Genomic DNA, 23,111 nt, shown 5'->3' with positions numbered 1-23,111 from the left:
AAAAGGATTCGCCGATGTCGTTGCGCACGCGTTCCACCCTCGCGGCCGCCCTCCTGGCGGTGGCCTCCCTCACGATCACGGCCTGCGGCTCGAGCGGAGACGGCGCGGCACCGTCGAGCTCCGGCGCCGCGGGCGGCGAGCTGACCCTCTACAACGCCCAGCACGACACCCTCGCCAAGGAGTGGGTGGAGAAGTTCACCGCGGAGACCGGGATCAAGGTCACGATCCGCCAGGGCAAGGATTCCGAACTGGCCCAACAGATCATCGCCGAGGGGGATCGTTCGCCCGCCGACGTCTTCCTCACGGAGAACTCGCCCGCCATGACGCAGGTCGAGAACAGGGGCCTGTTCGCCGACGTCGATCCCGCGACCCTCGCCCAGGTCGGGAACGGCCTCAAGCCGTCGACCGGGAAGTGGACGGGCATCGCGGCCCGCTCGACGGTGCTGGTCTACGACAAGCGCAAGGTCACGCCCGAGCAGCTCCCGAAATCGATGGCGGATCTCGCCGCGCCGGAGTGGAAGGGCCGCTGGAGCGCGTCGCCGTCCGGGGCGGACTTCCAGGCGATCGTCTCCGCGTACCTGCAGCTCAAGGGCGAGCAGGCCACGAAGGACTGGCTGAAGGCGATGAAGGCGGGTGCCAAGGAGTACAAGGGCAACGGCGCCGCGATGAAGGCCGTCAACGCAGGTGAGGTCGACACCGCCCTCATCTACCACTACTACTTCTACGGCGACCAGGCCAAGACCGCCGAGAACTCCGGCAACGTGGGCACGCACTACTTCAAGAACCAGGACCCGGGCGCCTTCGTCTCGATCTCGGGCGGCGGCGTGCTGAAGTCCTCGAAGAAGCAGGCGCAGGCTCAGCAGCTGCTGAAGTTCATCACCTCCAAGACCGGCCAGGAGGTGCTCGAGAAGGGCACGTCCTTCGAGTACCCGGTGGCCTCCGACGTGCCGGCGAATCCGAAGCTCGTGCCGATGGCGGACCTGCAGGCGCCGACCGTCGATCCGGCGAAGCTGAACGGTCCGCAGGTCGTCTCCCTGATGACCGAGGCGGGTCTGCTCTGAGACTGCTCACCCTCGCGGCCGCCGCCATCGCGGCGGTCGCGGCGGTGCCGCTGGGCTTCGTCGTCTACACGGCGATCGACACCGGCTGGGCGGAATCCGTCCGGCTCGTCCTGCGTCCCCGCGTCGCCGAGCTCCTCGCCAACACCGTGTTGCTCACGGTGATCGCGGTGCCCCTCAGCGTCGTCATCGGCGTCGGCGGAGCCTGGCTCGTGGAGCGCACCACGCTGTGGGGCCGTCGTGCGTGGTCACTGCTGCTGGCTGCGCCGCTGGCGATCCCCGCCTTCGTCGGCAGTTACGGCTGGGTCTCGGCGATCCCGTCGCTCGGTGGGCTGTGGTCGGGTGTGCTCATCGCGGTGCTCTTCTACTACCCGCTCGTCTACATCCCGGTCGCGGCCGCGCTGAGCCGGCTCGATCCCGCCCTCGAGGAGTCCGCCGCGGCGCTCGGCCTCGGCCGCTGGCGGGTCTTCATGCGGGTGGTGCTGCCGCAGCTCCGGCTCGCCACCCTCGGCGGTGCCGTGCTGGTCGCGCTGCACCTCCTGGCCGAGTACGGGGCCTTCGCGATGATCCGGTTCGACACCTTCACCACCGCGATCATGGTGCAGTACCAGTCGACTTTCAACGGCACCGCCGGGTCGATGCTCGCCAGCGTTCTGGCGCTGCTGTGTCTGCTGCTCCTGGTGGGCGAAGTGGCCGCCCGCGGCCGGGCCCGCTACGCCCGCGTGGGCTCCGGCGCCGTCGCCGCGCCGCAACGGATCCCGTTGCGCGGCTATCACGCCGGCGCGCAACTCGCTCTGCTCGCCCTGGTGGGGGCCGCGCTCGGGCTCCCGCTGTGGTTCGTGCTCCGGTGGACGCTGCGCGGCGCCGCGCAGACGGCACCGGCGGACCTCGCCGACGCGCTCGGTACATCGCTCGGCTACGGCGCGGCGACCGCCGTCCTCACCGTCGCCGCGGCGTTCCCCCTCGCGTACGTCGCCGTCCGCAGGCCGAGCCGCCTCACCCGGACACTCGAGGCGTCCACCTACGTGAGCAGCGCGATGCCCGGGATCGTCATCGGCCTCGCGCTGGTGACCGTCTCGATCCGCGCGATCCCGGATCTGTACCAGAGCGCGACCGTCCTGGTGGTCGCCTACGTGCTGTTGTTCCTGCCCCGCGCCGCCGTGGGGCTGCGGGCGGGGCTGGCGCAGGCGCCGGCCTCGCTGGAGGAGGCCGCCCGCGCGCTGGGGGCGCCGCCCCCGGTCGCCTTCGCCCGGATCACCCTCCGCCTCACCGCCCCCGCCTCCGCGGCGGGCGCGGCCCTCGTCTTCCTCGCGGTCACCAACGAACTCACGGCGACGCTCCTGCTCGCTCCCAACGGAACCCGCACGCTGGCGACGGAGTTCTGGGCGAAGAGCAGCGAGATCGACTACGCGGGCGCGGCCCCCTACGCCCTCGCGATGGTGCTGCTCTCCCTGCCCACCACGTACCTGCTGTTCCGCCAGTCCCGACGGACCGTCGGACGTTCCACCCGTACGAGAGGAGCCGCATGAGCACCGAACTCGCGCTACGCGGACTCACCAAGCGCTACGGCGCCGACACCGTCCTGCGGGACGTCGACCTGACGGTGCCCGCCGGCTCGATCACCGCCGTGGTCGGACCGTCGGGGTCCGGGAAGACGACGCTGCTCCGCCTCGTCGCGGGGTTCGTGCGGCCCGACGCCGGGACCGTCCGGCTCGGCGACCGTGAACTCGCCTCCGAGACCGCGTGGGTCGCCGCGCACCGACGCGGCGTCGGTTACGTCGCGCAGGACGGCGCGCTGTTCCCGCATCTCTCGGTGGCGCGGAACATCGCCTTCGGCCTGGGCGCCTCGCTGCCGGTGCGGCGCCGGTCGGCCGCCGCGCGGGTCGCCGAGCTGCTGGAGACGGTCTCGCTGGATCCTGCTCTGGCGCGGCGCTATCCGCACGAGCTGTCCGGCGGCCAACAGCAGCGCGTCGCCCTGGCGCGGGCGCTGGCGGGGAGCCCCAGGATCATGCTGCTCGACGAGTCCTTCTCCGCCCTCGACGCGGGCCTGCGGGTGGCGACCCGCGCCGCCGTCGCCGACGTTCTCGGCGCGGCCGGGATCACGACGGTGCTCGTCACCCACGACCAGGGCGAGGCACTGTCGTTCGCCGACCAGGTCGCGGTGCTGCGGGACGGTGCGCTGGAGCAGGTCGGCCCGCCGGCCGGCGTGTACTCACGACCGGCGTCCGAATCCGTCGCGCGATTCCTCGGCGACGTCGTCGTCCTCGACGGTGAGCTCGACGGCGCCGCCGCCGAGACGGTGCTGGGGCGGATCCCCGTCGCCGGGACCGACGGTGCCGCCGCGTCCGGCCCGGTGCCGCTGTTGCTGCACCCCGAGCAGATCCGGATCGCGGGGGAGGGCGTGCCCGCCACCGTCGTCCGGGTCGAATTCTTCGGGCCGGACGCCACCGTGGGCTTGGCGCTCACCGACGGTACGGGCATCGAGATCCGGCACCCGAGCACCGAGCTGCCGTCGCCCGGCGATGAGGTGCGGCTGCAGGTGGTGGGGGAGGCGGTCGTCCTCGAATCGCCCGCGGCTCAGCGATAGACGAGGAGCGGCACCGTCGCCGGATCGAGGTCGTTCGGGTAGTAGATGCCCTCGTAACAGAATCCGAGGCGATCGCGGATCGCGAGCTCGGTGATCGACTCGAAGTCATCGTCCTCGCCGTCGTGGTCGCGCTCGAACGGGAGTCGATCGCCGTCCTCGTCGATCAGACCGTCGTCGGCGGAGCCGCTGAAGGTCCGGACGAGCGAGCCATCGCGCCACCGGGCGAATCCGCCCAGACCGACGACCGAGTGGAGGAGGAAGGCGTCGACGTCGTGGGTGCCGATGAGGCTCCATCCCCAGTCGTCGATCGCCTCGCTGATCCAGCCGATCGCGTCGTCGAAAGCCGCGATGATCAGGTCTCCGTACACGCCGACCGCGACCTCCCCGTCCCGCGAGTAGACGTCCTGGGCGAGGTCGCCGGTGCGCTGCGGGCGACGCCGCCTACCCCAAGACCGCTTGCCGAGGATCTCCGTAGCCAGCGCGTCGGACGCGGCCACGTCCAGCGGCGGCAGGTCCCGCAGCAGCGCTGCCGGGTCGCTCGCCGGAGGGCAGGCCACGATGAAATTGCACTTCATTCCCATGCGGCGAAGGTATCGGCGCGACCTTGCGAGCGGCTAGGCGGATGCCAGCGGCACCGTGTTCCGGAGTCAGCCGCCGCCGAGCACGACGCCCTCGCGGCGCGGATCGGCGCCGCCGGCGTAGACATCGCCCTGTTTGACGATGGCGGAGAGCCCCGAGACCTGGGGTGCGAGGTTGAGCGTGTGCCCGAGCGCGCGCAGCTGCTCGACGACCTTCTTCCCCTCCTCGGTGCTCAGAACGGGGTGCGCGCTGTCCACGTTCGTCTTCGCCGAGTTCGCCGCACCGAAGTTCGTCATGCCGACGGCCTGCTGCGGGTTCAGCTTCCAGTCGGTCAGACCGATGATCGTCTTGATGACGAACTGGATGATCACGGCGCCGCCGGGGGAGCCCAGCGCGCCGATCGCGTCGCCACGGGCACCGTCCGCGCCTCTGCCGAACAGGATCGTGGGCGACATCGAGCTGCGCGGCCGCTTGTTCGGCTGCACCCGGTTCGCCACCGGAAGCCCCGCGGAATCGGCGGGCTCCGCGGAGAAGTCGGTGAGCTGGTTGTTCAGCAGGAAGCCGTCGACCATGTGGTACGAGCCGAAGGCCGACTCGATCGTGGTGGTCATCGACGCCACGTTGCCCGCCTTGTCCAGGACCGTGATGTGGCTGGTGCCGTGCTCCGGGGTGGTCGTGACGCCCGGTGTCGCCGTGGCGAACTCGCCCGGCTTCGCGGTGCCCATGGACTTCGTCCGGTCGATCAGCTTCGCGCGGCCCTCCAGGTAGGCCGGGTCGACCAGCGCGGCCGGCGAACCGCCGGGAAGGGGGATGAAGTCGGGGTCGGCGATGTACTTGTCCCGGTCGGCGTAGGCGAGCCGCTCGGCCTCGGAGATCAGGTGGATGGCCTCCGCGGTCGGGATGCCGCCGTCGGGCCCGGCGTCGCCGCCGTGCACCGCATCCGGGCCGAGCTTCGACAGGTCGAAGGAGTTCAGGATGCCCAGCGCCTGCGCCACGGTGATACCGCCGGACGAGGGCGCGGGCATGCCGCACAGCTCCCGGTCGCGGTACGGCGTGCACACGGCCTCACGGGTCTTGACGGTGTACTTCGCGAGGTCCTCGACCGTCATCGTGCCCGCCGTGCGCCCGCCGGTCTCGTCGCGCACGGAGGCGACGATCGCGTCGGCGATCGGGCCGGTGTAGAAGGCCTTCGCGCCCTCGGAGGCGATGGCGCCCAGCGTCTTCGCGTAGGCGGGATTGGTGAGTCTCACCCCCGCCTTCTTCGGCGCACCGTCGGGCTCGAGGAAATAGCCCTTCAGATCGGCGTCGTTGGCGAAGTTCTTGGCCTCGTCCGCGATGGCGCCGGCCAGGCGTGGGCTGATCTCGAAGCCGTCGTCGGCGATCTTCACGGCGGGGTCGAAGAGTTCGCGCCAGGTCTTGGCGCCGTGCTCGCCGTGCACCGCCTCGAGCAGGCGCAGCGCCCCGGGCACGCCGACCGCCCGGCCCGAGGAGCGCGCGTCGGGCTTGGGTGCCGTCCGGTCGGTCGGGGAGATCCAACGGAGGTAGTTCTCGTCGGCGCTCGCGGGCGCCGTCTCGCGCCCGTCGTAGGCCTGCACCTTCTTCGACTTCGCGTCGTAGTACAGCAGGAAGGCGCCGCCGGCGATGCCCGACGACTGCGGCTCGACGAGGCCGAGCACCGTCTGCGCCGCCACGAGCGCGTCGGCCGCGGTGCCGCCCTGTTCGAGCACCTCGCACGCCGCCTTCGTGGCGATCGGGTTCGCCGTGGCGACGCCGTAGTCCTTGGTGTGCGTGACGGGGAGGCCGGACCTGTACCCGGAGGCGCCCTCCGGGTTGGTGCTGATGTCCCGCGGACCGCTGGGCGACGCCGTGGCCGACGGCCGGTACATCGTCCCGGTCGGGGTGGTCGCGTCGCAGCCTCCGGCCGCGATCGTCACCGACGACGGTCCGCCGGACGGACCGCTGTCGGTCCCGGAGGTACCGCACGCGGTGAGCGCGAGAGGGATCACGAATGCGGCGGCGGCCGCCGACCTGAGACGGGGCATGACGTCCTCCACGAGAATCGGGTCATCGAAACCTAACACCGGCCCAGGAGGCGCGCGAAGGCTTCGGCGAGACGTCAGCGGTACGACGCGTCGGGCACCGTCGGCGGGCACGCGGAGCCCGGGGAGGCGACGAGTTCGAAGTGCCACCACTCGTTGTCGAAGGTGCGGCACAGCCCCCAGCGGTTCCCGTTCGCCTGCAGCCAGGCCGCTCCCTGCCACGGACCGACGTCCACGGCCTCGCCGCTGACGTGGGTGGACTCGGCGGGCGGGAGCACCCAGCGGCGGGCCGCCGCGGGGGAGCCGTACCGCGCGACGCCGTCCTCCCACAGCGACTGCTGCTGGGCCCAGGAGCGCTTGCCGGACGTGATGCTGAGCACCACTCCGTTCGTCGCGGCCGCCCGGTACGCCGCCGAGTAGGCCTCCGCGAGGGCCGGTTCGAGACCCGCTGCGCCGGGCGCCGTCTCCGCCGACGCGATGGGAGTCACCAGTGCGGACGCCGTGGCGGCGAGGGCGACGGCGGCGAGGGAGGTGCTGCGACGGACGGACACCGTGACGACTCTAGGCGGTGCGCCGGGCACGGGGAACGGCCCGTCGAGAGCACCGCGGGAACCGCGCGCGATGGCTAGGCTGAAGCGGTACCGACGAGCCAGGAGGAGGGTCCGTGCGCCCGACCGGGAATCCGGACGACCGAGCCGAGGAGCGGACCGTCGGCGAACACCGCAGCGACGGGCCGATGGACGTGCTCCTCGTGACGGGTCTGTCCGGTGCGGGGCGCGGCACCGCGGCAAAGGTGCTCGAGGATCTCGGCTGGTACGTCGCCGACAACCTGCCTCCCGCGCTGATCAGCAACATGGTGGACATCTCCCTCGCCGACGAGTCCCGGATCCACCGGCTGTGCATCGTGACCGACGTGCGCAGCCGCACTTTCACTGGCGACTTCGCGAACATCCGTCGGGAGTTGGCGGAGAAGGACATCGAGCCGCGGGTGCTCTTCCTGGACGCCTCCGACGAGACGCTGATCCGCCGGTTCGAACAGGTGCGCCGCAAACATCCGCTGCAGGGAAGCGGCACGCTCGCCGAGGGCATCGCCGCGGAACGGCGGATCCTGCAGCCCATCCGCGCGACCGCGGACCTGGTGCTCGACACCTCGACCCTGTCGGTGGCGCGGCTGCGCGAGACGATCGAGAGCTCCTTCCGCACCCTGCGTTCCGGCACGATCACCGTGACCGTGGAGTCCTTCGGCTTCAAGAACGGCATCCTGCTCGACGCGGACATGGTGCTCGACGTGCGCTTTCTGCCCAACCCGTTCTGGGTGCCCGAGCTGCGTCCGCTCAACGGCCTCACCGAGGAGGTCTCCGGGTACGTGCTGGGGCAACCGGGCGCGTCCGACTTCCTCGACACCTACGCGCAACTGCTCGATCCGCTGCTCGCGGGGTACCGCCGCGAGGGCAAGACCTACCTCACGGTCGGCATCGGGTGCACCGGCGGCAAGCACCGCAGCGTCGCGATGACCGAGGAGCTGGTGCACCGCCTCGCCGATCGACCGGGAATCGAAGTCCGTGCCGCGCATCGGGATCTGGGGCTCGAATGAGTCCGCTCAGGCTGGCCTCGCTCGGAGGCGGACACGGACTGTTCGCGACCCTGCGTGCGGGACGCGCGCTCGATGCGGAGATCACCGCCATCGTCACCGTCGCCGACGACGGGGGGTCCTCGGGCCGGCTGCGCAGCGAACTCGGCATCATCCCGCCCGGCGACCTGCGCATGGCGCTCGCCGCTCTCATGCCCGACGACGACCGCGGTGAGTTCTGGGCCGGGATCCTGCAGCACCGCTTCGGAGGCGGCGGGGCGATGGCCGGCCACCCCGTCGGGAATCTGCTCCTGGCGGGACTCTGCGAGGTGCTCGGCGACCCCGTCGACGCACTCGATGCGATCGCGGACCGGTTCGGCGTGCAGGGGCGCGTGCTGCCCATGGTGCCCGGACCCCTGCGGATCGAGGCCGACGTGACCGGGCTCGAGGACGACCCGCGCCTGTCTCGGGTGATCCGCGGTCAGGTCGCCGTGGCCGTGACGCCGGGGCAGGTGCGCCGGGTCCGGCTGCTGCCTCCGCACCCGGAGGCGTGCGCCGACGCGGTCGAAGCGATCCTGGCCGCCGACGTCGTCACCCTCGGCCCGGGATCGTGGTTCAGCTCCGTCATCCCGCACGTCCTCGTACCCGAGCAGGTGGACGCGCTGCGACGCACGAAAGCCCGAAGGGTGCTGATCCTCAACCTGGCTCCCGAGCCCGAGGAGACCGGGGGCTACTCGCCCGAGCGGCACCTGCACGTCCTCGCCGCCCACGCCGACGGTCTGCGCTTCGACGACGTCCTCGTCGACGCCCGGACGGTGCCCCCGGGCACCGAGCGGGAGCACCTCATCCGTGCCACGGCGCTGCTGGGTGCGACGCCCCACTTCGTGGACGTCGGCGTGCCGGGGACGCACCAGCACGACCCCGAGGCACTGGCAGCCGCGATCGCGAAAGTGGCCTACAGTGAACTCTCGGACCGCGAATAGTCAACCTTTCCGTTTCCTCATCCGATGTAGTCGACGTTTCCCTAGGAGGGTCCAGCTGTGGCGCTGACATCCCAGGTCAAGGACGAGCTGAGCAGGCTCTCCATCACCCAGGTGAGCGCGCGCCGCGCCGAGGTCGCCTCGCTGCTGCGCTTCGCGGGCGGCCTTCACATCCAGGGCGGCCGGGTGATCGTCGAGGCCGAGGTCGACACCGGCATCACCGCGCGGCGGCTCCGCAAGGAGATCCTCGACCTGTACGGCTACAACTCCGACGTCCACGTGCTCAGTGCGGGCGGGCTGCGCAAGGCGGCCCGGTACATCGTCCGGGTGGTGAAGGACGGGGAGGCGCTCGCCCGGCAGACGGGACTGCTCGACATGCGCGGGCGCCCGGTGGTCGGCCTGCCCTCGCAGATCGTCGGCGGCTCGGTCCACGACGCGGAGGCCGCGTGGCGCGGTGCCTTCCTGGCGCACGGCTCGCTGACCGAGCCCGGTCGATCCAGCGCACTCGAGGTCTCCTGCCCGGGACCGGAGGTCGCGCTCGCACTCGTGGGGTGCGCGCGCCGGCTCGGCGTGACCGCGAAGGCGCGCGAGGTGCGCGGCGCGGACCGCGTCGTCGTCCGCGACGGCGAGGCCATCGGTGCGCTGCTGACCCGCATGGGCGCCAATGACACCCGACTCGTGTGGGAGGAGCGCCGCATGCGGCGCGAGGTCCGGGCCACCGCGAACCGTCTGGCGAACTTCGACGACGCCAACCTCCGCCGCTCCGCCCGGGCCGCCGTGGCGGCCGCAGCGCGCGTCGAGCGGGCGCTCGAGATCCTGGGCTCCGACGTGCCCGATCACCTCGCGCAGGCGGGCTCTCTGCGCGTGCAGCACCGCCAGGCCTCGCTCGAGGAGCTGGGACAGCTCGCCGACCCGCCCATGACCAAGGACGCGGTCGCCGGCCGGATCCGCCGGCTGTTGTCGATGGCGGACAAGCGCGCCGCGGCCGACGGCGTTCCGGACACCGAGTCCGCCGTCACCGCGGACATGCTCGACGAGGGCTGATACCCCGTCCGTCGCACCGCGAAACCCGGGTGAACGGGCAGGATCGGCAGTATTCGCAGACTGGTGACAACCAAGCGCGCGGGGTGTTCCAGGGCTACCGTTGGCGGGCAGGTATTCCTGACCCGAAGGAGCACTACAGTGACGGTTCGTGTAGGTGTCAACGGATTCGGTCGGATCGGCCGCAACTTCTTCCGGGCGGTCGCGGCCCAGAAGGCGCTCGGGACCACCGACGTGGAAATCGTGGCGGTCAACGATCTGACCGATAACGCGATGCTGGCGCATCTGCTCAAGTTCGACTCCATCCTAGGGCGCCTGGACGAGGAGGTGGTCGCCGACGGCGACACGATCCGGGTGGGCGATCAGGTGATCAAGGCGCTCGAGGTCCGGGAGGGGCCGTCGGCGCTGCCGTGGGGCGACCTCGGCGTCGACGTGGTCGTCGAGTCGACGGGCATCTTCACGGCGCGCGACAAGGCGCAGGGGCACCTGGACTCCGGCGCCAAGAAGGTCATCGTCTCGGCGCCCGCCGCCGGCGCCGACCTCACCGTGGTGATGGGCGTCAACGACGACAAGTACGACGGCAGCCAGCACATCATCTCGAACGCCTCGTGCACCACCAACTGCCTGGGCCCGCTCGCGAAGGTGGTCAACGACGAGTTCGGCATCGTCAAGGGTCTGATGACCACGGTCCACGCGTACACACAGGATCAGAACCTGCAGGACGGCCCGCACAAGGATCCGCGCCGCGCCCGCGCCGCCGCGATCAACGTGGTGCCCACATCGACGGGCGCGGCCAAGGCCATCGGCCTGGTGTTGCCCGAGCTCGAGGGCAAGCTCGACGGCTACGCGCTGCGGGTGCCGATCCCCACCGGCTCCGTCACGGACCTCACGGTGCAGCTGGCGAAGAAGGCCACCGTCGACGAGATCAACGCCGCGATGAAGGCCGCCGCGGAGGGGAGCCTCAAGGGCATCCTCAAGTACTACGACGCCCCGATCGTCTCCTCGGACATCGTGACCGACCCGCACAGCTCGCTCTTCGACGCCGGACTGACCAAGGTGATCGACGATCAGGCTAAGGTCGTGTCCTGGTATGACAACGAATGGGGCTACAGCAACCGCCTCGTCGACGTGACTGATCTGGTAGGTAAATCGCTCTGATGACCGTTTCCACTCTTTCCGACCTGCTGTCCGAGGGCGTCGAGGGACGCACCGTCCTGGTCCGCAGCGACCTGAACGTGCCGCTCGACGACGCCGGCGTCATCACCGACGCCGGTCGCATCACCGCCTCGGTGCCCACGCTGAAGGCGCTCGCCGAGGCGGGCGCCAAGGTGATCGTCGCCGCGCACCTCGGGCGCCCGAAGGGCGAGCCCGACCCGAAGTTCTCCCTCGCGCCGGTCGCGAAGGAACTGGGGGAGCGCCTCGGTCGCAACGTCCAGCTCGCGGGCGACGTCGTGGGCCAGGACGCGCTCGCGCGCGCCGAGGGCCTCACCGACGGCGACGTCCTGCTCCTGGAGAACGTGCGCTTCGACGCCCGCGAGACGAGCAAGGACGACGCCGAGCGCGAGGCGCTCGCCCGCGACCTCGCCGAACTCGTCGACGTCTCCTCGCACGCCGGTGAGGGCGCCTTCGTCTCCGACGGCTTCGGTGTCGTGCACCGCAAGCAGGCGTCGGTCTTCGACGTCGCGAAGCTGCTGCCCGCGTACGCCGGCGGCCTCGTCGACGCGGAGGTCCGCGTGCTGGCGCAGCTGACCGAGAATCCGTCGCGGCCGTACGCGGTGGTGCTCGGCGGCTCGAAGGTCTCGGACAAGCTGGGCGTCATCCGCGCCCTGGCGCCGAAGGTCGACACGCTGGTCATCGGCGGCGGGATGGCCTTCACCTTCCTCGCTGCGCAGGGCTACTCGGTGGGTACCTCGCTGCTGCAGGAGGACCAGATCGAGACCTGCAAGCAGCTCCTCGAGGAGTTCGGCGACGTGCTGCACCTGCCCGTCGACGTCGTGATCGCGGACGCCTTCGCCGCCGACGCCGCGTCGAAGACCGTCGCTGCCGATGCCATCGAGGACGGTTGGATGGGGCTCGACATCGGTCCCGAGTCGGCGCAGCGCTTCGGCGCCGTGCTCACCGAGGCCAAGACGGTCTTCTGGAACGGCCCCATGGGCGTCTTCGAGTTCCCGGCCTTCGCGGCCGGCACGAAGGCCGTCGCCGAGTCTGTCATCAAGGCCACCTCCAACGGGGCGTTCACCGTGGTCGGCGGCGGCGACTCGGCCGCGGCTGTGCGCACCCTGGGGCTCGACGAGGACGGATTCAGCCACATCTCGACCGGTGGCGGCGCCTCGCTGGAGTACCTCGAGGGCAAGGAGCTCCCGGGGCTGAAGGTGCTCGAAAGGGGTGACGCATGAGCCGTAAGCCGCTCATCGCCGGCAACTGGAAGATGAACCTCAACCACCTCGAGGCGATCGCGGTGGTGCAGAAGCTGGCCTTCGCGCTGCCGGACAAGTACTTCGCGCACGTCGACGTCACGGTGATCCCGCCGTTCACCGATCTGCGTTCGGTGCAGACCGCCGTCGACGGTGACGACCTCAAGATCACCTACGGCGCCCAGGACCTCTCGCCGCACGACTCGGGGGCCTACACCGGGGACATCTCGGGCGCCTTCCTCGCCAAGCTCGGCTGCACGTTCGTCGTGGTCGGGCACAGCGAGCGCCGCACGATCCACGGTGAGACGAACGAGACCGTGCTCGCCAAGACCAAGGCGGCGCTCCGCTACGGGCTGACGCCGATCGTCTGCATCGGCGAAGGGCTCGACATCCGGGAGCAGGGCGCCCAGGTCGACTACAACGTCGAGCAACTCAAGGGCTCGCTCGCCGGCCTCAGCGCCGAGGAGCTCGCCAAGACGGTCATCGCGTACGAGCCGGTGTGGGCCATCGGCACCGGCAAGGTCGCCACCCCGCAGGATGCGCAGGAGGTGTGCGCCGCGGTGCGTGCCACCATCGCGGAGCTGGGCGGCACCGAGGTCGCCGCCGGGATCCGCGTGCTCTACGGCGGCTCGGTGTCCAGTAAGAACGTGGGCGAGCTCGTCGCGCAGCCCGACGTCGACGGCGGGCTCGTGGGTGGCGCCTCGCTCAAGCCCGACGAGTTCGCGGCGCTCAGCGCCATCGCGGCCGGCGGGCCGCTGTAGGAACGTTCAGTGGCCCGGCCGGGCCACTGTGGCTCGACGCGCCCGTACGCCCTGATCGACCGACGCCGACCGGAAGGTACACTGGATCCTCGTGGAAACATTGCAGCTGGTGCTGAAGATCGCCATCCTCGTGCTGAGCCTGCTGCTGGTGGTGCTCGTTCTGCTCCATCGCGGTAAGGGCGGCGGCCTGTCGTCGCTGTTCGGCGGTGGCGTGCAGTCGTCGCTCTCGGGCTCGTCGGTGGTGGAGAAGAACCTCGACCGGGTGACGATCTTCGTCGGCATCATCTGGACGGTGTGCATCGTCGGCGTTACGCTCAGTATCAAGCTGACGTCCTAGACGTCGCTCGCAGACGCAATGAGGCGCCTCGAACCCGGCAGGGTTCGGGGCGCTTTCGTCATCGGCGGGGCGGAGCCGGGCGGGTGTCGCGCCCATATGGGCGACGGTCCCGATACGCCGAGCAAGCGCCAATATGACAGGGCATACTACATATTATGACCAGTGAGCCAGGCCGCGCCGCCACCGAACCGCTCCGTGACGACATCCGGTTGCTCGGCGGGATCCTCGGCGACACCGTCCGCGAGCAGGCCGGCCCACAGGTCTTCGACCTCGTCGAACGGGCCCGGCAGGAGGCCTTCGCGGTCCGCCGGTCCGAGCTCGACCGCGAGCAGCTCGCGGCGCTCTTCGCCGACGTCCCGACCGCCGAGGCGATCCCCGTCATCCGTGCCTTCTCGCACTTCGCACTCCTTGCCAACCTCGCCGAGGACCTGCACCGCGAACGCCGTCGCGCCATCCACGTCCGCGCGGGCGAACCTCCGCAGGCCTCCTCGCTGGCGCACACCTACGGACTGCTGGAGGACGCGGGGCTCGACGGTGCCGCCGTCGCCGCTGCGCTCCGCCACGCGCTCGTCGTGCCGGTGATCACCGCCCACCCGACCGAGACCCGGCGGCGCACCGTCTTCGACACCCAGCACCGGATCACCGAGCTCATGCGCTACCGCGACCGCACCCAGCTGGACCCGCAGGAGGAGGAACAGGTCCAGGTCGCGCTCCGGCGTCAGGTCCTCACCCTGTGGGACACCGCCCTCGTCCGGCTCGAGCGCCTGCGCATCCAGGACGAGATCGAGAACGGTCTGCGCTACTTCGACGCCGCCTTCCTGCGGGTGATGCCCGCGATCAACCGCGAGACCCGCACCCGGCTCCGCGCGCTGTACCCCGGCACTCCACTGCTGCCCGAACCGATCGTCCGTCCGGGCTCGTGGATCGGCGGCGACCGGGACGGCAATCCGAACGTCACCGCCGAGGTGGTCACCATGGCCACCCGCCGCGCGGCCGCCACCGCCATCGGGCATTACCTCGGCGAGCTCCTGCAGCTCGAGCAGGAGCTCGCCCTCAGCTCCCGTCTCACCACGATCTCCGACGATCTGCTCGCCCTCGCCGCGTGGGACGACTCGCCCAAGCGCGCGGACGAGCCCTACCGACGGGCCCTGCACGGCATCCGCGGCCGCCTCACCGCCACCGCCGACGCGCTGCTCGACGAGCACCTCGACGCGCGCACGGACATCGGGGCGCGGCCCTACGGCGCACCGTCGGAACTGCTGGCGGACCTCGGTGTCGTGGACGCCTCCCTGCGGGCGGGCGGCGACGGCCTCATCGCCGACGACCGGCTGCGGGACCTGCGGGAGGCCGTGAACACCTTCGGGTTCCACCTCTCCGGGCTGGACATGCGGCAGAACTCCGACGTGCACGAGGAGACGATCGCGGAGCTCTTCGCGTGGGCCGGCGTGCACCCCGACTACGCCGCTCTCGACGAGGGCGAGCGTGTGCGGCTCCTCACCGACGAGCTGCGGCTGCGACGCCCGCTCGTGGGGCCGGGCGCGGAGTTCACCGAGCAGACCGCGAAGGAACTCGGTGTCCTGCGCGCGGGCGCCCGCGCGGTGGAGGCCCTGGGCGCCCGGGCCATCCCGAACTACATCATCTCCATGTGCACCTCGGTCTCGGACCTGCTCGAGGCCGCGGTGCTGCTCAAGGAAGCGGGCCTGCTTCGGCCCGGCACCGATGGCGCCGCCGAGTGTCCCGTGAACATCGTCCCGCTCTTCGAGACCATCGAGGACCTGCAGCAGGGGGCCGTGACGATGCGCGCCGCCCTCGCCGTGCCGGTGTACCGCTCGCTCGTGGACGGCAAGGGCGGCCTGCAGGAGATCATGCTGGGTTACAGCGATTCCAACAAGGACGGCGGATACCTCGCCGCCAACTGGGCGCTGTACCGGGCCGAACTCGACCTCGTCGCGATGGCGCGGGAGGCCGGGATCACGCTGCGGCTCTTCCACGGCCGCGGCGGCACCGTCGGTCGCGGCGGCGGGCCCAGCTACGACGCGATTCTGGCGCAGCCCCCGGGTGCGGTCCGCGGTTCGCTCCGGCTCACCGAACAGGGCGAGATCATCGCCGCGAAGTACGCCGAACCCGCGCTGGCGGTTCGCAACCTGGAATCGCTGGTGGCGGCGACGCTGGAGTCCTCGCTGCTCGACGTCGAGGGCCTCGGCGACGACGCCGAGGAGGCCTACGCGGTGCTCGACGAGCTGGCCGCGCTCGCCCGCGACGCATACGGCGACCTGGTGCATCGCACCGACGGCTTCGTCGAGTACTTCACCACCTCCACGCCCGTCGCGGAGATCGGCTCGCTGAACATCGGCTCGCGGCCCAGCTCCCGCAAGCAGACGGCGAAGATCTCCGACCTGCGCGCGATCCCGTGGGTCATGGCGTGGTCGCTGTCGCGGGTGATGCTGCCCGGCTTCTACGGAACGGGGTCGGCGTTCGAGACCTGGATCGGGGGAGACCCGGCCCGGCTGGAACGGCTGCGCGCGCTGTACCGGCGCTGGCCCTTCTTCCGCTCCGTGCTCTCCAACATGGCGCAGGTCCTGGCCAAGTCGGACCTGGGGTTGGCCGCTCGGTACGCCGACCTCGTTCCCGACGCGGCGCTGCGGGAGCGCGTCTTCGGCAAGATCGCCGACGAGCACCGCCGGACGATCGAGATGTACTACGCGATCACCGAGACCGACGACCTGTTGGCCGACAACCACGCCCTCAAGCGGTCGGTGTTCAACCGGTTCCCGTACCTCGAGCCGCTCAATCACCTGCAGGTGGAACTACTGCGACGGTACCGCTCCGGCGACGAGGACCCGTTGGTGCAACGCGGCATCCTGCTGACGATGAACGGCCTCGCCACCGCCCTGCGCAACTCCGGCTAGTTTCCGCCCCAGGGCGGAGGACGGGGCGGGCCGCGCGGCGGTACTGTCGGCCGCATGACTGACGTGGTGGTGCAGGACGAACGGGCGACGGTGCTGACCTTCCTCGCCGACATGGCCGACGGCCGAGCCGAGGAGGCCGTCGCGGCCTTCGACGAGGACGTGGTCTACACGAACGTGGGCCTCGCGACGCTGCGCGGACGCAAGCGCGCCGGCCGGGTGATCCGGCTGCTCGCGCAGCCCGCCCTCGGGTTCGGTGTCGAGGTCACCTCCATCGCCTCCGACGGTGCCCTCGTCCTCACCGAGCGCATCGACGAGCTGCGGGTCGGCCCGCTCCGCGTGCGGTTCTGGGTGTGCGGCCGGTTCGACGTGCAGGACGGCCGGATCGTGCTGTGGCGGGACTACTTCGACAACGTCGACGTCTTCAAGGGAATCGTGCGCGGTGTGCTGGCGCTCGCCGTCCCCGCGGCGCAGCGGAAGATGACGCCCCTGCAGCGCTGACGCTCAGCTCTTGGTCGTGCCGACGGGGCCGGCGGTGGTCGAGATCAGCTTCGCGACGCAGTGCCCTGAATCGAGGCCCTGGGCGCGACACCAGGCGAGGGCGGGCTCATAGGTCTCCCACGATTGACCGGCGTACACGGGAACCCAGGAGTCGCGCCGCTCGAACACCGGCCACTCGCCGCTCTGCAGTACCCGGATGTCGCCGAATCGCTGGTCGAAGTAGGCGATTTCGCCCAGGATATCGGCTTCGAGCCAGGTCTTCCCATCGTCGAACGCTCCGGAGAACTTGGACGCCAGCTGCGGCACCCAGCGGTTGTTGAGCGCCGCGAGGACGACGGGCCGGTCCGCCGCGGCGCGGGCCTGCAGCGCTGCGAGCGGGTTCGGCGTGACGGTGGTCGTCGTCGTGGTGGGCGGCGCGTCCGCGGTGGTCTGCGCGGGCGCGGTCACGGTGGCCGTGGCGGTCGCGGCGGCGGCTCCGGTCTGCGCGGCGGGTGCGGTCTTCCGGCCGGAGAGCGCGACGTAGCCGAGCACGGCCGTCGCCCCGACGAGTACGGCCGCGACCACCGACAGGATCGGGACCGCCCGGCTCCTCCCGGGCGGCGGTGCCTGCTGGTAGGCGGGTGCCGCCGGGTAGGACCGTGCCGCCGGGTAGGACGGTGCCGATGGATACGATGCGCCCTGCGGGTACGAGTGCGGCTGCGACGGCTGAGACACGACGGTGGGGTGGGAGTCCGCCGGGGGCTGCGGCTGGGAGATCACGGTGGGGTCCGAGGGCTCCGCGAGCGGCCGGATCAGGGTGCGGTCGTACGCGGGCGAGGGCAGCGGCACGTCGACGCTGTGGCCGCTGAGCGCTTCCCGCGCGGCGCGAGCGAGGTCACCACAGCTGCCGAACCTGTCCACCGGGTCCTTCGCCATGCCGCGCGCCACGACGGTGTCCATCGCCGGCGGGACAGGTGCCGCGGCGCTCGGCCGGGGGATCGCGGCGGTGAGGTGCTGCTTGAGCATCGCGCCCAGGCTCTCGCCGCGATAGGGAGCGCGCCCGGTGAGCGCCTCGTACAGGACGCAGGCCAGCGAGTACACGTCGCTCGCGACGGTGGCCGAGTCACCGTCGAAGCGCTCGGGCGCCGCGTAGGCCTGCGAGCCCACGAACAGCCCGGCAGAGGTCATCCGGGACTGCGTGTCCGCCACGGCCAATCCGAAGTCGAGCAGGTACGGAAAGCCGGACTCGGTGAGCTCGATGTTGGCTGGTTTGACGTCCCGATGCACGAGGCCCTTCGCGTGCGCCGCGTCCAGTGCGCCGGCGACCTGCTCGATGAGCGCGACCGCGCGCTCCGGGGGCAGCGGACCGTCGTGCAGGACCTCCGCGAGGTTGCGCCCCTCGACCAACCGCATGTCGATGAACAGCACCCCGTCGATCTCGCCGAAGTCGTGGATGGGGATGACGTGCGGGTCCGCGAGCCGCGCGACCGTCTGCGATTCGCGGGAGAAGCGCTCCCGGAACTGCGGATCCTCCGCGGCCGATGCGTGCAGCAGCTTCAACGCGACATCCCGGTCCCGCTGTCCGTCGTGCGCGAGGTACACCTCGCCCATTCCGCCGCGGCCGAGCAGGCGCCCGATTTCGTACGGTCCCAGTGTGGATCCGCTGCGTGTGCCCTCGCCCATGGACGTCCCCTCCCGCGGTGTGCTGCGCTGATCGTAGCGGGATCGACCGGCGCGAACGGGCGTGATGAGCCAGTCCCGACAGACGAGGACGCCCGGGTGGCATCCGAACGGATGTCACCCGGGCGCCGGGGATCTCACGCGCTCAGAGCGTGCGCGCGATGATCTCCTTCATGATCTCGTTGGTGCCGGCGTAGATCATCTGGACGCGGTTGTCGACCCAGAAGCGCGCCGCGGGGTACTCGGCCATGTAGCCGTAGCCGCCGAACAGCTGCAGGCACTCGGACGCGACCTCCTGGGCGCGGTCCGAGGTCCACCACTTCGCCATGGCGACAGTGGGGATGTCGAGCTCACCCTTGACGTGCTTCTCGATGCAGTCGTCCACGAAGACCCGCGCGATCGTGGTCTCGGTGAGTGCCTCGGCGAGCTTGAACTTGGTGTTCTGGAAGCCGAAGATGGGGCGGCCGAAGGCCTCGCGCTCCTTGGTGTAGCGCAGGGTCTCTTCGAAGATGACCTCCATGCCGGCGACGCAGGCCTGGCCGATGATGAGACGCTCCTGCGGCAGCTGCTGCATGAGCTGGTAGAAGCCCTGGCCCTCCTGCGTACCGAGGAGGTTCTCGACCGGCACGTGCACGTCGTCGAAGAACAGCTCGGACGTGTCCTGGCCCTTCTGGCCGATCTTGTTGAGGATGTTGCCCTTGCGGAAGCCCTCGCGGTCGGCCTCGACCAGGATCAGGGAGATGCCGGCGGCGCCCTCGTCGGGGTTGGTCTTGCAGACCAGGACCACGATGTCGGCCTGCTGGCCGTTCGTGATGAAGGTCTTGCTGCCGTTGATGACGTACTCGCCGCCGGTCTTGATCGCACGAGTCTTGACGTTCTGCAGGTCCGAGCCGGTGCCGGGCTCGGTCATCGCGATCGCGCCCACGGCCTCGCCGGAGGCCATCTTCGGCAGCCAGGTCTGCTTCTGCTCCTCGGTGCCGTACGCGAGGATGTAGTGCGCGACGATGCCGTTGTGCAGCGAGACGCCCCAGCTGGTGTCGAAGGCCTGCGCCTGCGCGGCGATCAGCACCGACTCGTGGCGGAAGTCGCCGCCACCGCCGCCGTACTCCTCGGGGATGGACAGGCACAGCAGGCCCAGCTCGCCGGCCTTGTTCCAGAGGTCGCGGTCGACGTGGTGCTGTTCGGCGAACTTCTCGATGTTGGGGGTGAGCTCCTTCGCGAGGAACTTGTCCGCGAGGTCGCGGAGGGCGTCGAGCTCCTCGTTCATCCAGCTCGAGCGGCGGCGTGCGGCCATGGGGTGACCACCTTTCTGCAGGGGGTTCTGCGGGCTTGTTGAACACCACTTAATCAGAACCGTCTCGACGAAAACAAGCACGAGTGAAGGATTAGCGGTTAACGTGCTGGTCAGCGACGGAGTCCGGCGCGGCGCCGGTGTGCCCTCTCTATCATCGGGAACGTGCAGATCATCGCGCGGGCGGGCGTCGCCGTCCGTCGTGTCGCGCGGTACGAGGTGCGGGTGCTGCGGCGGATCGTGATCGGGCTCGTCCTGAACCTCGTGCTGGCGGTGGCGTGGCTGGCCGTCGATCCGCTGGAGTACACGGACCGGTCCGAGGTGGGCGTGGTCGTGGTGTACTTCGTGACCTTCGTCCTCGCCGACTCCGTCACGACCAACATGCTGAGCGATCAGGTCGCGCGGCGGTCGGCCGATTCCGGGGACCGGGCCGCGTCGACGGGCTTCTGGGAGGGGCTCGCGATCCTCGTCGCACGGAATCTCACGCTGCTCCTGGTGCTCGGCGGGCCGGTGTTCGTAGTGACCGCGGTGCTCGTCCCCCTCAGCGGGCACGCGGGTGCGGTCCCGGCGGCGATCGCCTCGGAGGTCCTGCAGATCTCCGTGTGGTTCGGGCTGTGCTCCATCGTGGCCGCGCTGTTCCCGGTCGTGCTCGCGAGCCCGCTCGCGTGGTGGCGAGAGCGCCGTGACCTCCGTGCGTCGGCGTGGCGGGTCTTCTCGGTCGCGGTGCCGTACGTGTTGCTGTGGGTGCTCGTACCCGCGCAAGGGCGGCGCAGCCATCTGCCGGGCGTCGGTTCGGTGCACCGACGGACTCCCGGAGCCCAACCCTTCGCGCACGCCCACCAGGCCGTCGGCGCCGTCGCGACGGGCGTGGCGATCTGGGCCGTGTGCATCGTGATCGGCGCCGCGGTGGCACGCCTGCGCCGGTGGCGTCCCCGGGCCTGACCCCGCCTCGGATCGCGCGGCAGTGATGGTCCGGGCTTCGAGCTAAGGGGGCTGTGAACTGGGAGAACACGAGTTCGGAACCGATCGCCGGGCCGGTGCGTCTAATTGATGCGGGAGAAAAACCAACGAGATCGGGGGAACGAGTTGGACACGACACCGCAGTTCTGGTCGGACGCCGCTGACGCGGAGAAGGTGGCCGATCAGGCACACGAGGTCCGTGAGCGATTGGCCCGAGTTTCGGGCACCGGGACGGCCGCACGGGGGGACGTGCGGGTCACCGTCGGAATGGGGGGAAGGCTCACGGGGGTGGTGATCGCGGGCCGCGCGATGGAGTACTCGGGGGAGGCTCTGAGCGCGGAGATCATGACGGCGGCCTCCCTGGCCGAGAAGGCTGCGGCCAGGGAGGTCCACTCGATCGCCACCGAGTTCTATCCGGGCCTTGACTTCTGGGATCAGTACACCGGGGGAGACGCACCATGACCGACGATCTGAGCCTGGATCCGGTCGCGATGAAGGCGCACGCCGCGAGGCTCGATGGCATCGCGAGCCGCGTGAGCGCCGTGGCGAGCGCGGCGTCGCTGCGTGTGGGGGACGGCGACTACGGTGTCGCGTTCGGGTGGTTCGCGTCGATCGTCAACGACATGCTGGCCGCGACCGAGGAATCGATCAAGACCCACAGCACGGACATCGCGAGGAACGTGTCCGGGTGCCGTAAGACGATCGACGCGTATCAGGTCACAGACAGCGCGGGCGCGAGCGGCGTGAACCGGGCGGGCGGCGCATGAGCGGCGACGGTCCGCTCTCGACGATCTCGAGTGCGGTCGCCGGCGTCCCGATCGCGGAGCAGGGGGTGGACCTCGTCACCGCGGCCGCCGACGCCCTCGACGGTGCAGCGAGCGGGGGCAGCGCCCTCGCCGCGATCGTGGGAGGCGCCTCAGAAGTCGCCTCGGTCGTGGAAGACCCGATCGGCTACTTCGCCGCGTCGGGCGTCGGATGGGTGATCGAGCACGTCCCCTTCCTGAAGGACGCCCTGGATGCGGTCTCGGGGAATCCGGAGGAGATCGAGCGAGTCAGCGAGGAATGGAAGTCGAAGGTCGGCGAGGCCCTCGTCTCCGTCGGTGAGGATGTGCGCAGCGCCGCCTCCGTCACGACCGACAGCTGGGAGTCGAGTGCGGGCGACGCCTACCGCAAGGCCACGGAGTCGCTCTCCACGATCAGCGACGCCCTGAGCGCGGCTGCGGCGAAGAGCGCGGGCGGGCTCGCCGCGGCGGGATCCTTCGTTCTCGAGGTGCGCAACACGATCCGCGACGAATTGTCCAAGCTCTGCGTGTGGGTCGTCGCCACGGTGGCCGCGGGCGCGGCGGCGTCGGTGCCCACGGCGGGCGCGTCGGTCGTCACCGCGACGAACACCGTTCTGTACCGCGCGGCGATGACGGCGCAGAAGTTCTCGCGGCTTCTCCAGAAACTGGGCGCCAAGCTCAAGACCGTCGCGACCAAGATGTCCGACCTCACGTCCGCGACACGGTCGCTGCGCGCGGCGACGAACGGTGTGAATTGGCAGCGCGTCGTCGACTCGGCTACATCGATCGCCGGCGGATCGCCGGTCACGACATCCGCGCGGGAGTGGGCGGTCACGGGAATCGGCAGTGGGCTGAAGATCGCCGGCGACGGCTGGGCCGCGGGTGCCGCGGCGACGCCCACGTCGGCCTGATACGGCAGGATGGCGGCGTGGGCACCGCTGAAGCACGTGATCTGGTCATCCTCGACGTTCCCGCCGAGGCGCGGGACGCGCATGCGCGGCTCCTCGGCACGGAACCCGCGGCGCGGTACACCGCGAGCGGGATCGATGTGGCCGTCGGCGCACCGTCGTGGGCCGACGGGCCGGGGCTGCTCGTGGCCGCGGACGATGCCGCCGCGGCGGCGAAGCTCGTTGAACGCCGCGGCCTGCCCCTGACCGCGGTCGAAGCCGGATTCGCCGGTGCTTCGGCCGGACTCGCGCTGGGTCTCGCCGCACCGGCGGAATCCGGTGCCGAGCCCCGCGCGGAGATCACCGGCGTGGACCACGTGGTGCTGACCTCGCCGAACCGCGACCGGATCATCGCCACGCTCAGCGGCCGCCTCGACTTCGACCTCCGGCTGGACCGCGTGCAGTCCTGGGGCGTGCACCAGCTCTTCTTCCGCCGTGGCGATCTCCTCGTCGAGGTGATCCTGCAGGAGGGCGACGACGTCGACTTCGGCGGCCCGGATGCGCTGTGGGGTCTCGCCTGGCGGACCGTCGACGCGGAGGCGACGCACGCCCGCCTGTCCGGACAGGGGATCACGATGGGCGACGTGCGGCGCGGCGCCAAGCCGGGCACGCGCGTCGCCACCGTCAAGGATCCCGCACTGGGCGTCCCGACGATCGTGCTCGAGCAGCGATGACCCTCGCCGTTCGGCGGCTCGCGCG

Annotated in this window: 22 protein-coding genes; 17 read left to right on the top strand and 5 right to left on the bottom strand. The window is 70.7% G+C overall.

Features of this window, described 5'->3' with window-relative positions:
• Nucleotides 1-14 precede the first annotated feature (14 nt).
• From FK530_RS07275 to FK530_RS07265, 3 genes are read left to right on the top strand one after another with little or no spacing between them, the layout of a single operon-like run.
• Complete coding sequence (locus FK530_RS07275; protein WP_146486373.1) at nucleotides 15-1,061, top strand: iron ABC transporter substrate-binding protein; 1,047 nt, start codon at nucleotides 15-17, stop codon at nucleotides 1,059-1,061.
• The gene (locus FK530_RS07270) at nucleotides 1,058-2,587 is read left to right on the top strand and encodes an ABC transporter permease (protein WP_191834184.1); all 1,530 of its coding nucleotides are present in this window, start codon (nucleotides 1,058-1,060) and stop codon (nucleotides 2,585-2,587) included. Before FK530_RS07275 ends, FK530_RS07270 begins: the two co-directional genes overlap by 4 nt.
• The gene (locus FK530_RS07265; RefSeq protein ID WP_146486371.1) at nucleotides 2,584-3,645 is read left to right on the top strand and encodes an ABC transporter ATP-binding protein; all 1,062 of its coding nucleotides are present in this window, start codon (nucleotides 2,584-2,586) and stop codon (nucleotides 3,643-3,645) included. Before FK530_RS07270 ends, FK530_RS07265 begins: the two co-directional genes overlap by 4 nt.
• Here FK530_RS07265 and FK530_RS07260 read toward each other — a convergent pair.
• The 3 genes from FK530_RS07260 to FK530_RS07250 all read right to left on the bottom strand — a co-directional run bounded on the left by FK530_RS07260 (nucleotide 3,636) and on the right by FK530_RS07250 (nucleotide 6,814).
• Entirely contained in the window at nucleotides 3,636-4,226 is a 591-nt protein-coding gene (locus FK530_RS07260; protein ID WP_146486370.1) for a DUF6928 family protein, read from the bottom strand. The genes FK530_RS07265 and FK530_RS07260 overlap by 10 nt on opposite strands.
• A gap of 66 nt (nucleotides 4,227-4,292) precedes the next feature.
• The gene (gene ggt / locus FK530_RS07255) at nucleotides 4,293-6,266 is read right to left on the bottom strand and encodes a gamma-glutamyltransferase (RefSeq protein ID WP_146486369.1); all 1,974 of its coding nucleotides are present in this window, start codon (nucleotides 6,264-6,266) and stop codon (nucleotides 4,293-4,295) included.
• 74 nt (nucleotides 6,267-6,340) lie between these two features.
• Nucleotides 6,341-6,814, bottom strand: coding sequence for a M15 family metallopeptidase (locus FK530_RS07250; protein ID WP_146486368.1), 474 nt, complete (start codon nucleotides 6,812-6,814; stop codon nucleotides 6,341-6,343).
• A 185-nt stretch (nucleotides 6,815-6,999) separates the two neighbouring features.
• Here FK530_RS07250 and rapZ point away from each other — a divergent pair, with 185 nt between their 5' ends.
• The 9 genes from rapZ to FK530_RS07205 all read left to right on the top strand — a co-directional run bounded on the left by rapZ (nucleotide 7,000) and on the right by FK530_RS07205 (nucleotide 16,773).
• Nucleotides 7,000-7,857: an RNase adapter RapZ gene (rapZ, locus tag FK530_RS07245; protein ID WP_146486672.1), complete on the top strand. Its 858-nt coding sequence runs from the start codon at nucleotides 7,000-7,002 to the stop codon at nucleotides 7,855-7,857.
• The gene (locus FK530_RS07240; RefSeq protein WP_146486367.1) at nucleotides 7,854-8,816 is read left to right on the top strand and encodes a gluconeogenesis factor YvcK family protein; all 963 of its coding nucleotides are present in this window, start codon (nucleotides 7,854-7,856) and stop codon (nucleotides 8,814-8,816) included. The genes rapZ and FK530_RS07240 overlap by 4 nt, the downstream gene beginning before the upstream one ends.
• 63 nt (nucleotides 8,817-8,879) lie before the next feature.
• On the top strand, nucleotides 8,880-9,857 hold the full coding sequence (whiA, locus tag FK530_RS07235; protein WP_173677386.1) for a DNA-binding protein WhiA: 978 nt from the start codon (nucleotides 8,880-8,882) through the stop codon (nucleotides 9,855-9,857).
• Nucleotides 9,858-9,995: 138 nt separating this feature from the next.
• A complete protein-coding gene (gene gap, locus FK530_RS07230; protein WP_146486366.1) occupies nucleotides 9,996-11,012 on the top strand; it encodes a type I glyceraldehyde-3-phosphate dehydrogenase in 1,017 nt (338 codons plus the stop codon).
• Nucleotides 11,012-12,250: a phosphoglycerate kinase gene (locus tag FK530_RS07225; protein ID WP_146486365.1), complete on the top strand. Its 1,239-nt coding sequence runs from the start codon at nucleotides 11,012-11,014 to the stop codon at nucleotides 12,248-12,250. Before gap ends, FK530_RS07225 begins: the two co-directional genes overlap by 1 nt.
• Nucleotides 12,247-13,029, top strand: a complete 783-nt coding sequence (tpiA, locus tag FK530_RS07220; protein WP_146486364.1) for a triose-phosphate isomerase — start codon at nucleotides 12,247-12,249, stop codon at nucleotides 13,027-13,029. The genes FK530_RS07225 and tpiA overlap by 4 nt, the downstream gene beginning before the upstream one ends.
• Before the next feature lie 100 nt (nucleotides 13,030-13,129).
• The gene (secG, locus tag FK530_RS07215) at nucleotides 13,130-13,366 is read left to right on the top strand and encodes a preprotein translocase subunit SecG (protein WP_068520767.1); all 237 of its coding nucleotides are present in this window, start codon (nucleotides 13,130-13,132) and stop codon (nucleotides 13,364-13,366) included.
• A gap of 155 nt (nucleotides 13,367-13,521) precedes the next feature.
• Complete coding sequence (gene ppc / locus FK530_RS07210; RefSeq protein WP_146486363.1) at nucleotides 13,522-16,275, top strand: phosphoenolpyruvate carboxylase; 2,754 nt, start codon at nucleotides 13,522-13,524, stop codon at nucleotides 16,273-16,275.
• Nucleotides 16,276-16,329: 54 nt separating this feature from the next.
• On the top strand, nucleotides 16,330-16,773 hold the full coding sequence (locus FK530_RS07205) for a limonene-1,2-epoxide hydrolase family protein (RefSeq protein WP_146486362.1): 444 nt from the start codon (nucleotides 16,330-16,332) through the stop codon (nucleotides 16,771-16,773).
• Nucleotides 16,774-16,776: 3 nt separating this feature from the next.
• Here the strand turns inward: FK530_RS07205 and FK530_RS07200 are convergent, their stop codons facing one another.
• Nucleotides 16,777-18,435 carry a serine/threonine-protein kinase gene (locus tag FK530_RS07200; RefSeq protein ID WP_146486361.1) on the bottom strand — a complete coding sequence of 553 codons (1,659 nt, stop codon included), beginning with the start codon at nucleotides 18,433-18,435 and terminating at the stop codon, nucleotides 16,777-16,779.
• Nucleotides 18,436-18,577: 142 nt separating this feature from the next.
• Nucleotides 18,578-19,726 (bottom strand): acyl-CoA dehydrogenase family protein, encoded by a 1,149-nt coding sequence (locus tag FK530_RS07195; protein WP_146486360.1) that lies wholly within the window; start codon nucleotides 19,724-19,726, stop codon nucleotides 18,578-18,580.
• A gap of 162 nt (nucleotides 19,727-19,888) precedes the next feature.
• On the opposite strand from FK530_RS07195, the gene FK530_RS07190 reads away from it, so the two are divergent.
• The 5 genes from FK530_RS07190 to FK530_RS07170 all read left to right on the top strand — a co-directional run bounded on the left by FK530_RS07190 (nucleotide 19,889) and on the right by FK530_RS07170 (nucleotide 23,086).
• Complete coding sequence (locus FK530_RS07190; protein WP_146486359.1) at nucleotides 19,889-20,665, top strand: hypothetical protein; 777 nt, start codon at nucleotides 19,889-19,891, stop codon at nucleotides 20,663-20,665.
• 144 nt (nucleotides 20,666-20,809) lie between these two features.
• Entirely contained in the window at nucleotides 20,810-21,145 is a 336-nt protein-coding gene (locus FK530_RS07185) for a YbaB/EbfC family nucleoid-associated protein (RefSeq protein ID WP_158645044.1), read from the top strand.
• A complete protein-coding gene (locus FK530_RS07180) occupies nucleotides 21,142-21,450 on the top strand; it encodes a type VII secretion target (protein WP_146486357.1) in 309 nt (102 codons plus the stop codon). The genes FK530_RS07185 and FK530_RS07180 overlap by 4 nt, the downstream gene beginning before the upstream one ends.
• The gene (locus FK530_RS07175) at nucleotides 21,447-22,376 is read left to right on the top strand and encodes a WXG100-like domain-containing protein (protein WP_146486356.1); all 930 of its coding nucleotides are present in this window, start codon (nucleotides 21,447-21,449) and stop codon (nucleotides 22,374-22,376) included. The genes FK530_RS07180 and FK530_RS07175 overlap by 4 nt, the downstream gene beginning before the upstream one ends.
• Nucleotides 22,377-22,393: 17 nt before the next feature.
• Nucleotides 22,394-23,086, top strand: coding sequence for a VOC family protein (locus FK530_RS07170; RefSeq protein ID WP_146486355.1), 693 nt, complete (start codon nucleotides 22,394-22,396; stop codon nucleotides 23,084-23,086).
• The last annotated feature ends 25 nt before the right edge of the window (nucleotides 23,087-23,111 follow it).

Origin of the sequence: Tsukamurella conjunctivitidis, assembly GCF_007858475.1 — a bacterium.
Classification (GTDB): domain Bacteria; phylum Actinomycetota; class Actinomycetes; order Mycobacteriales; family Mycobacteriaceae; genus Tsukamurella; species Tsukamurella conjunctivitidis.
Note: the sequence above shows the minus strand (reverse complement) of the source record. Positions and strands in the feature narration are given on the sequence as shown.

Bases quoted from the DNA above. Each gene is read 5' to 3' on its own strand.
- FK530_RS07275 (WP_146486373.1), top strand. From the start codon at position 15: ATGTCGTTGCGCACGCGTTCCACCCTCGCGGCCGCCCTCCTGGCGGTG.
- FK530_RS07265 (WP_146486371.1), top strand. From the start codon at position 2,584: ATGAGCACCGAACTCGCGCTACGCGGACTCACCAAGCGCTACGGCGCC.
- FK530_RS07260 (WP_146486370.1), bottom strand. From the start codon at position 4,226: ATGGGAATGAAGTGCAATTTCATCGTGGCCTGCCCTCCGGCGAGCGAC.
- ggt (WP_146486369.1), bottom strand. From the start codon at position 6,266: ATGCCCCGTCTCAGGTCGGCGGCCGCCGCCGCATTCGTGATCCCTCTC.
- rapZ (WP_146486672.1), top strand. From the start codon at position 7,000: ATGGACGTGCTCCTCGTGACGGGTCTGTCCGGTGCGGGGCGCGGCACC.
- FK530_RS07240 (WP_146486367.1), top strand. From the start codon at position 7,854: ATGAGTCCGCTCAGGCTGGCCTCGCTCGGAGGCGGACACGGACTGTTC.
- FK530_RS07225 (WP_146486365.1), top strand. From the start codon at position 11,012: ATGACCGTTTCCACTCTTTCCGACCTGCTGTCCGAGGGCGTCGAGGGA.
- tpiA (WP_146486364.1), top strand. From the start codon at position 12,247: ATGAGCCGTAAGCCGCTCATCGCCGGCAACTGGAAGATGAACCTCAAC.
- ppc (WP_146486363.1), top strand. From the start codon at position 13,522: ATGACCAGTGAGCCAGGCCGCGCCGCCACCGAACCGCTCCGTGACGAC.
- FK530_RS07205 (WP_146486362.1), top strand. From the start codon at position 16,330: ATGACTGACGTGGTGGTGCAGGACGAACGGGCGACGGTGCTGACCTTC.
- FK530_RS07200 (WP_146486361.1), bottom strand. From the start codon at position 18,435: ATGGGCGAGGGCACACGCAGCGGATCCACACTGGGACCGTACGAAATC.
- FK530_RS07195 (WP_146486360.1), bottom strand. From the start codon at position 19,726: ATGGCCGCACGCCGCCGCTCGAGCTGGATGAACGAGGAGCTCGACGCC.
- FK530_RS07180 (WP_146486357.1), top strand. From the start codon at position 21,142: ATGACCGACGATCTGAGCCTGGATCCGGTCGCGATGAAGGCGCACGCC.
- FK530_RS07175 (WP_146486356.1), top strand. From the start codon at position 21,447: ATGAGCGGCGACGGTCCGCTCTCGACGATCTCGAGTGCGGTCGCCGGC.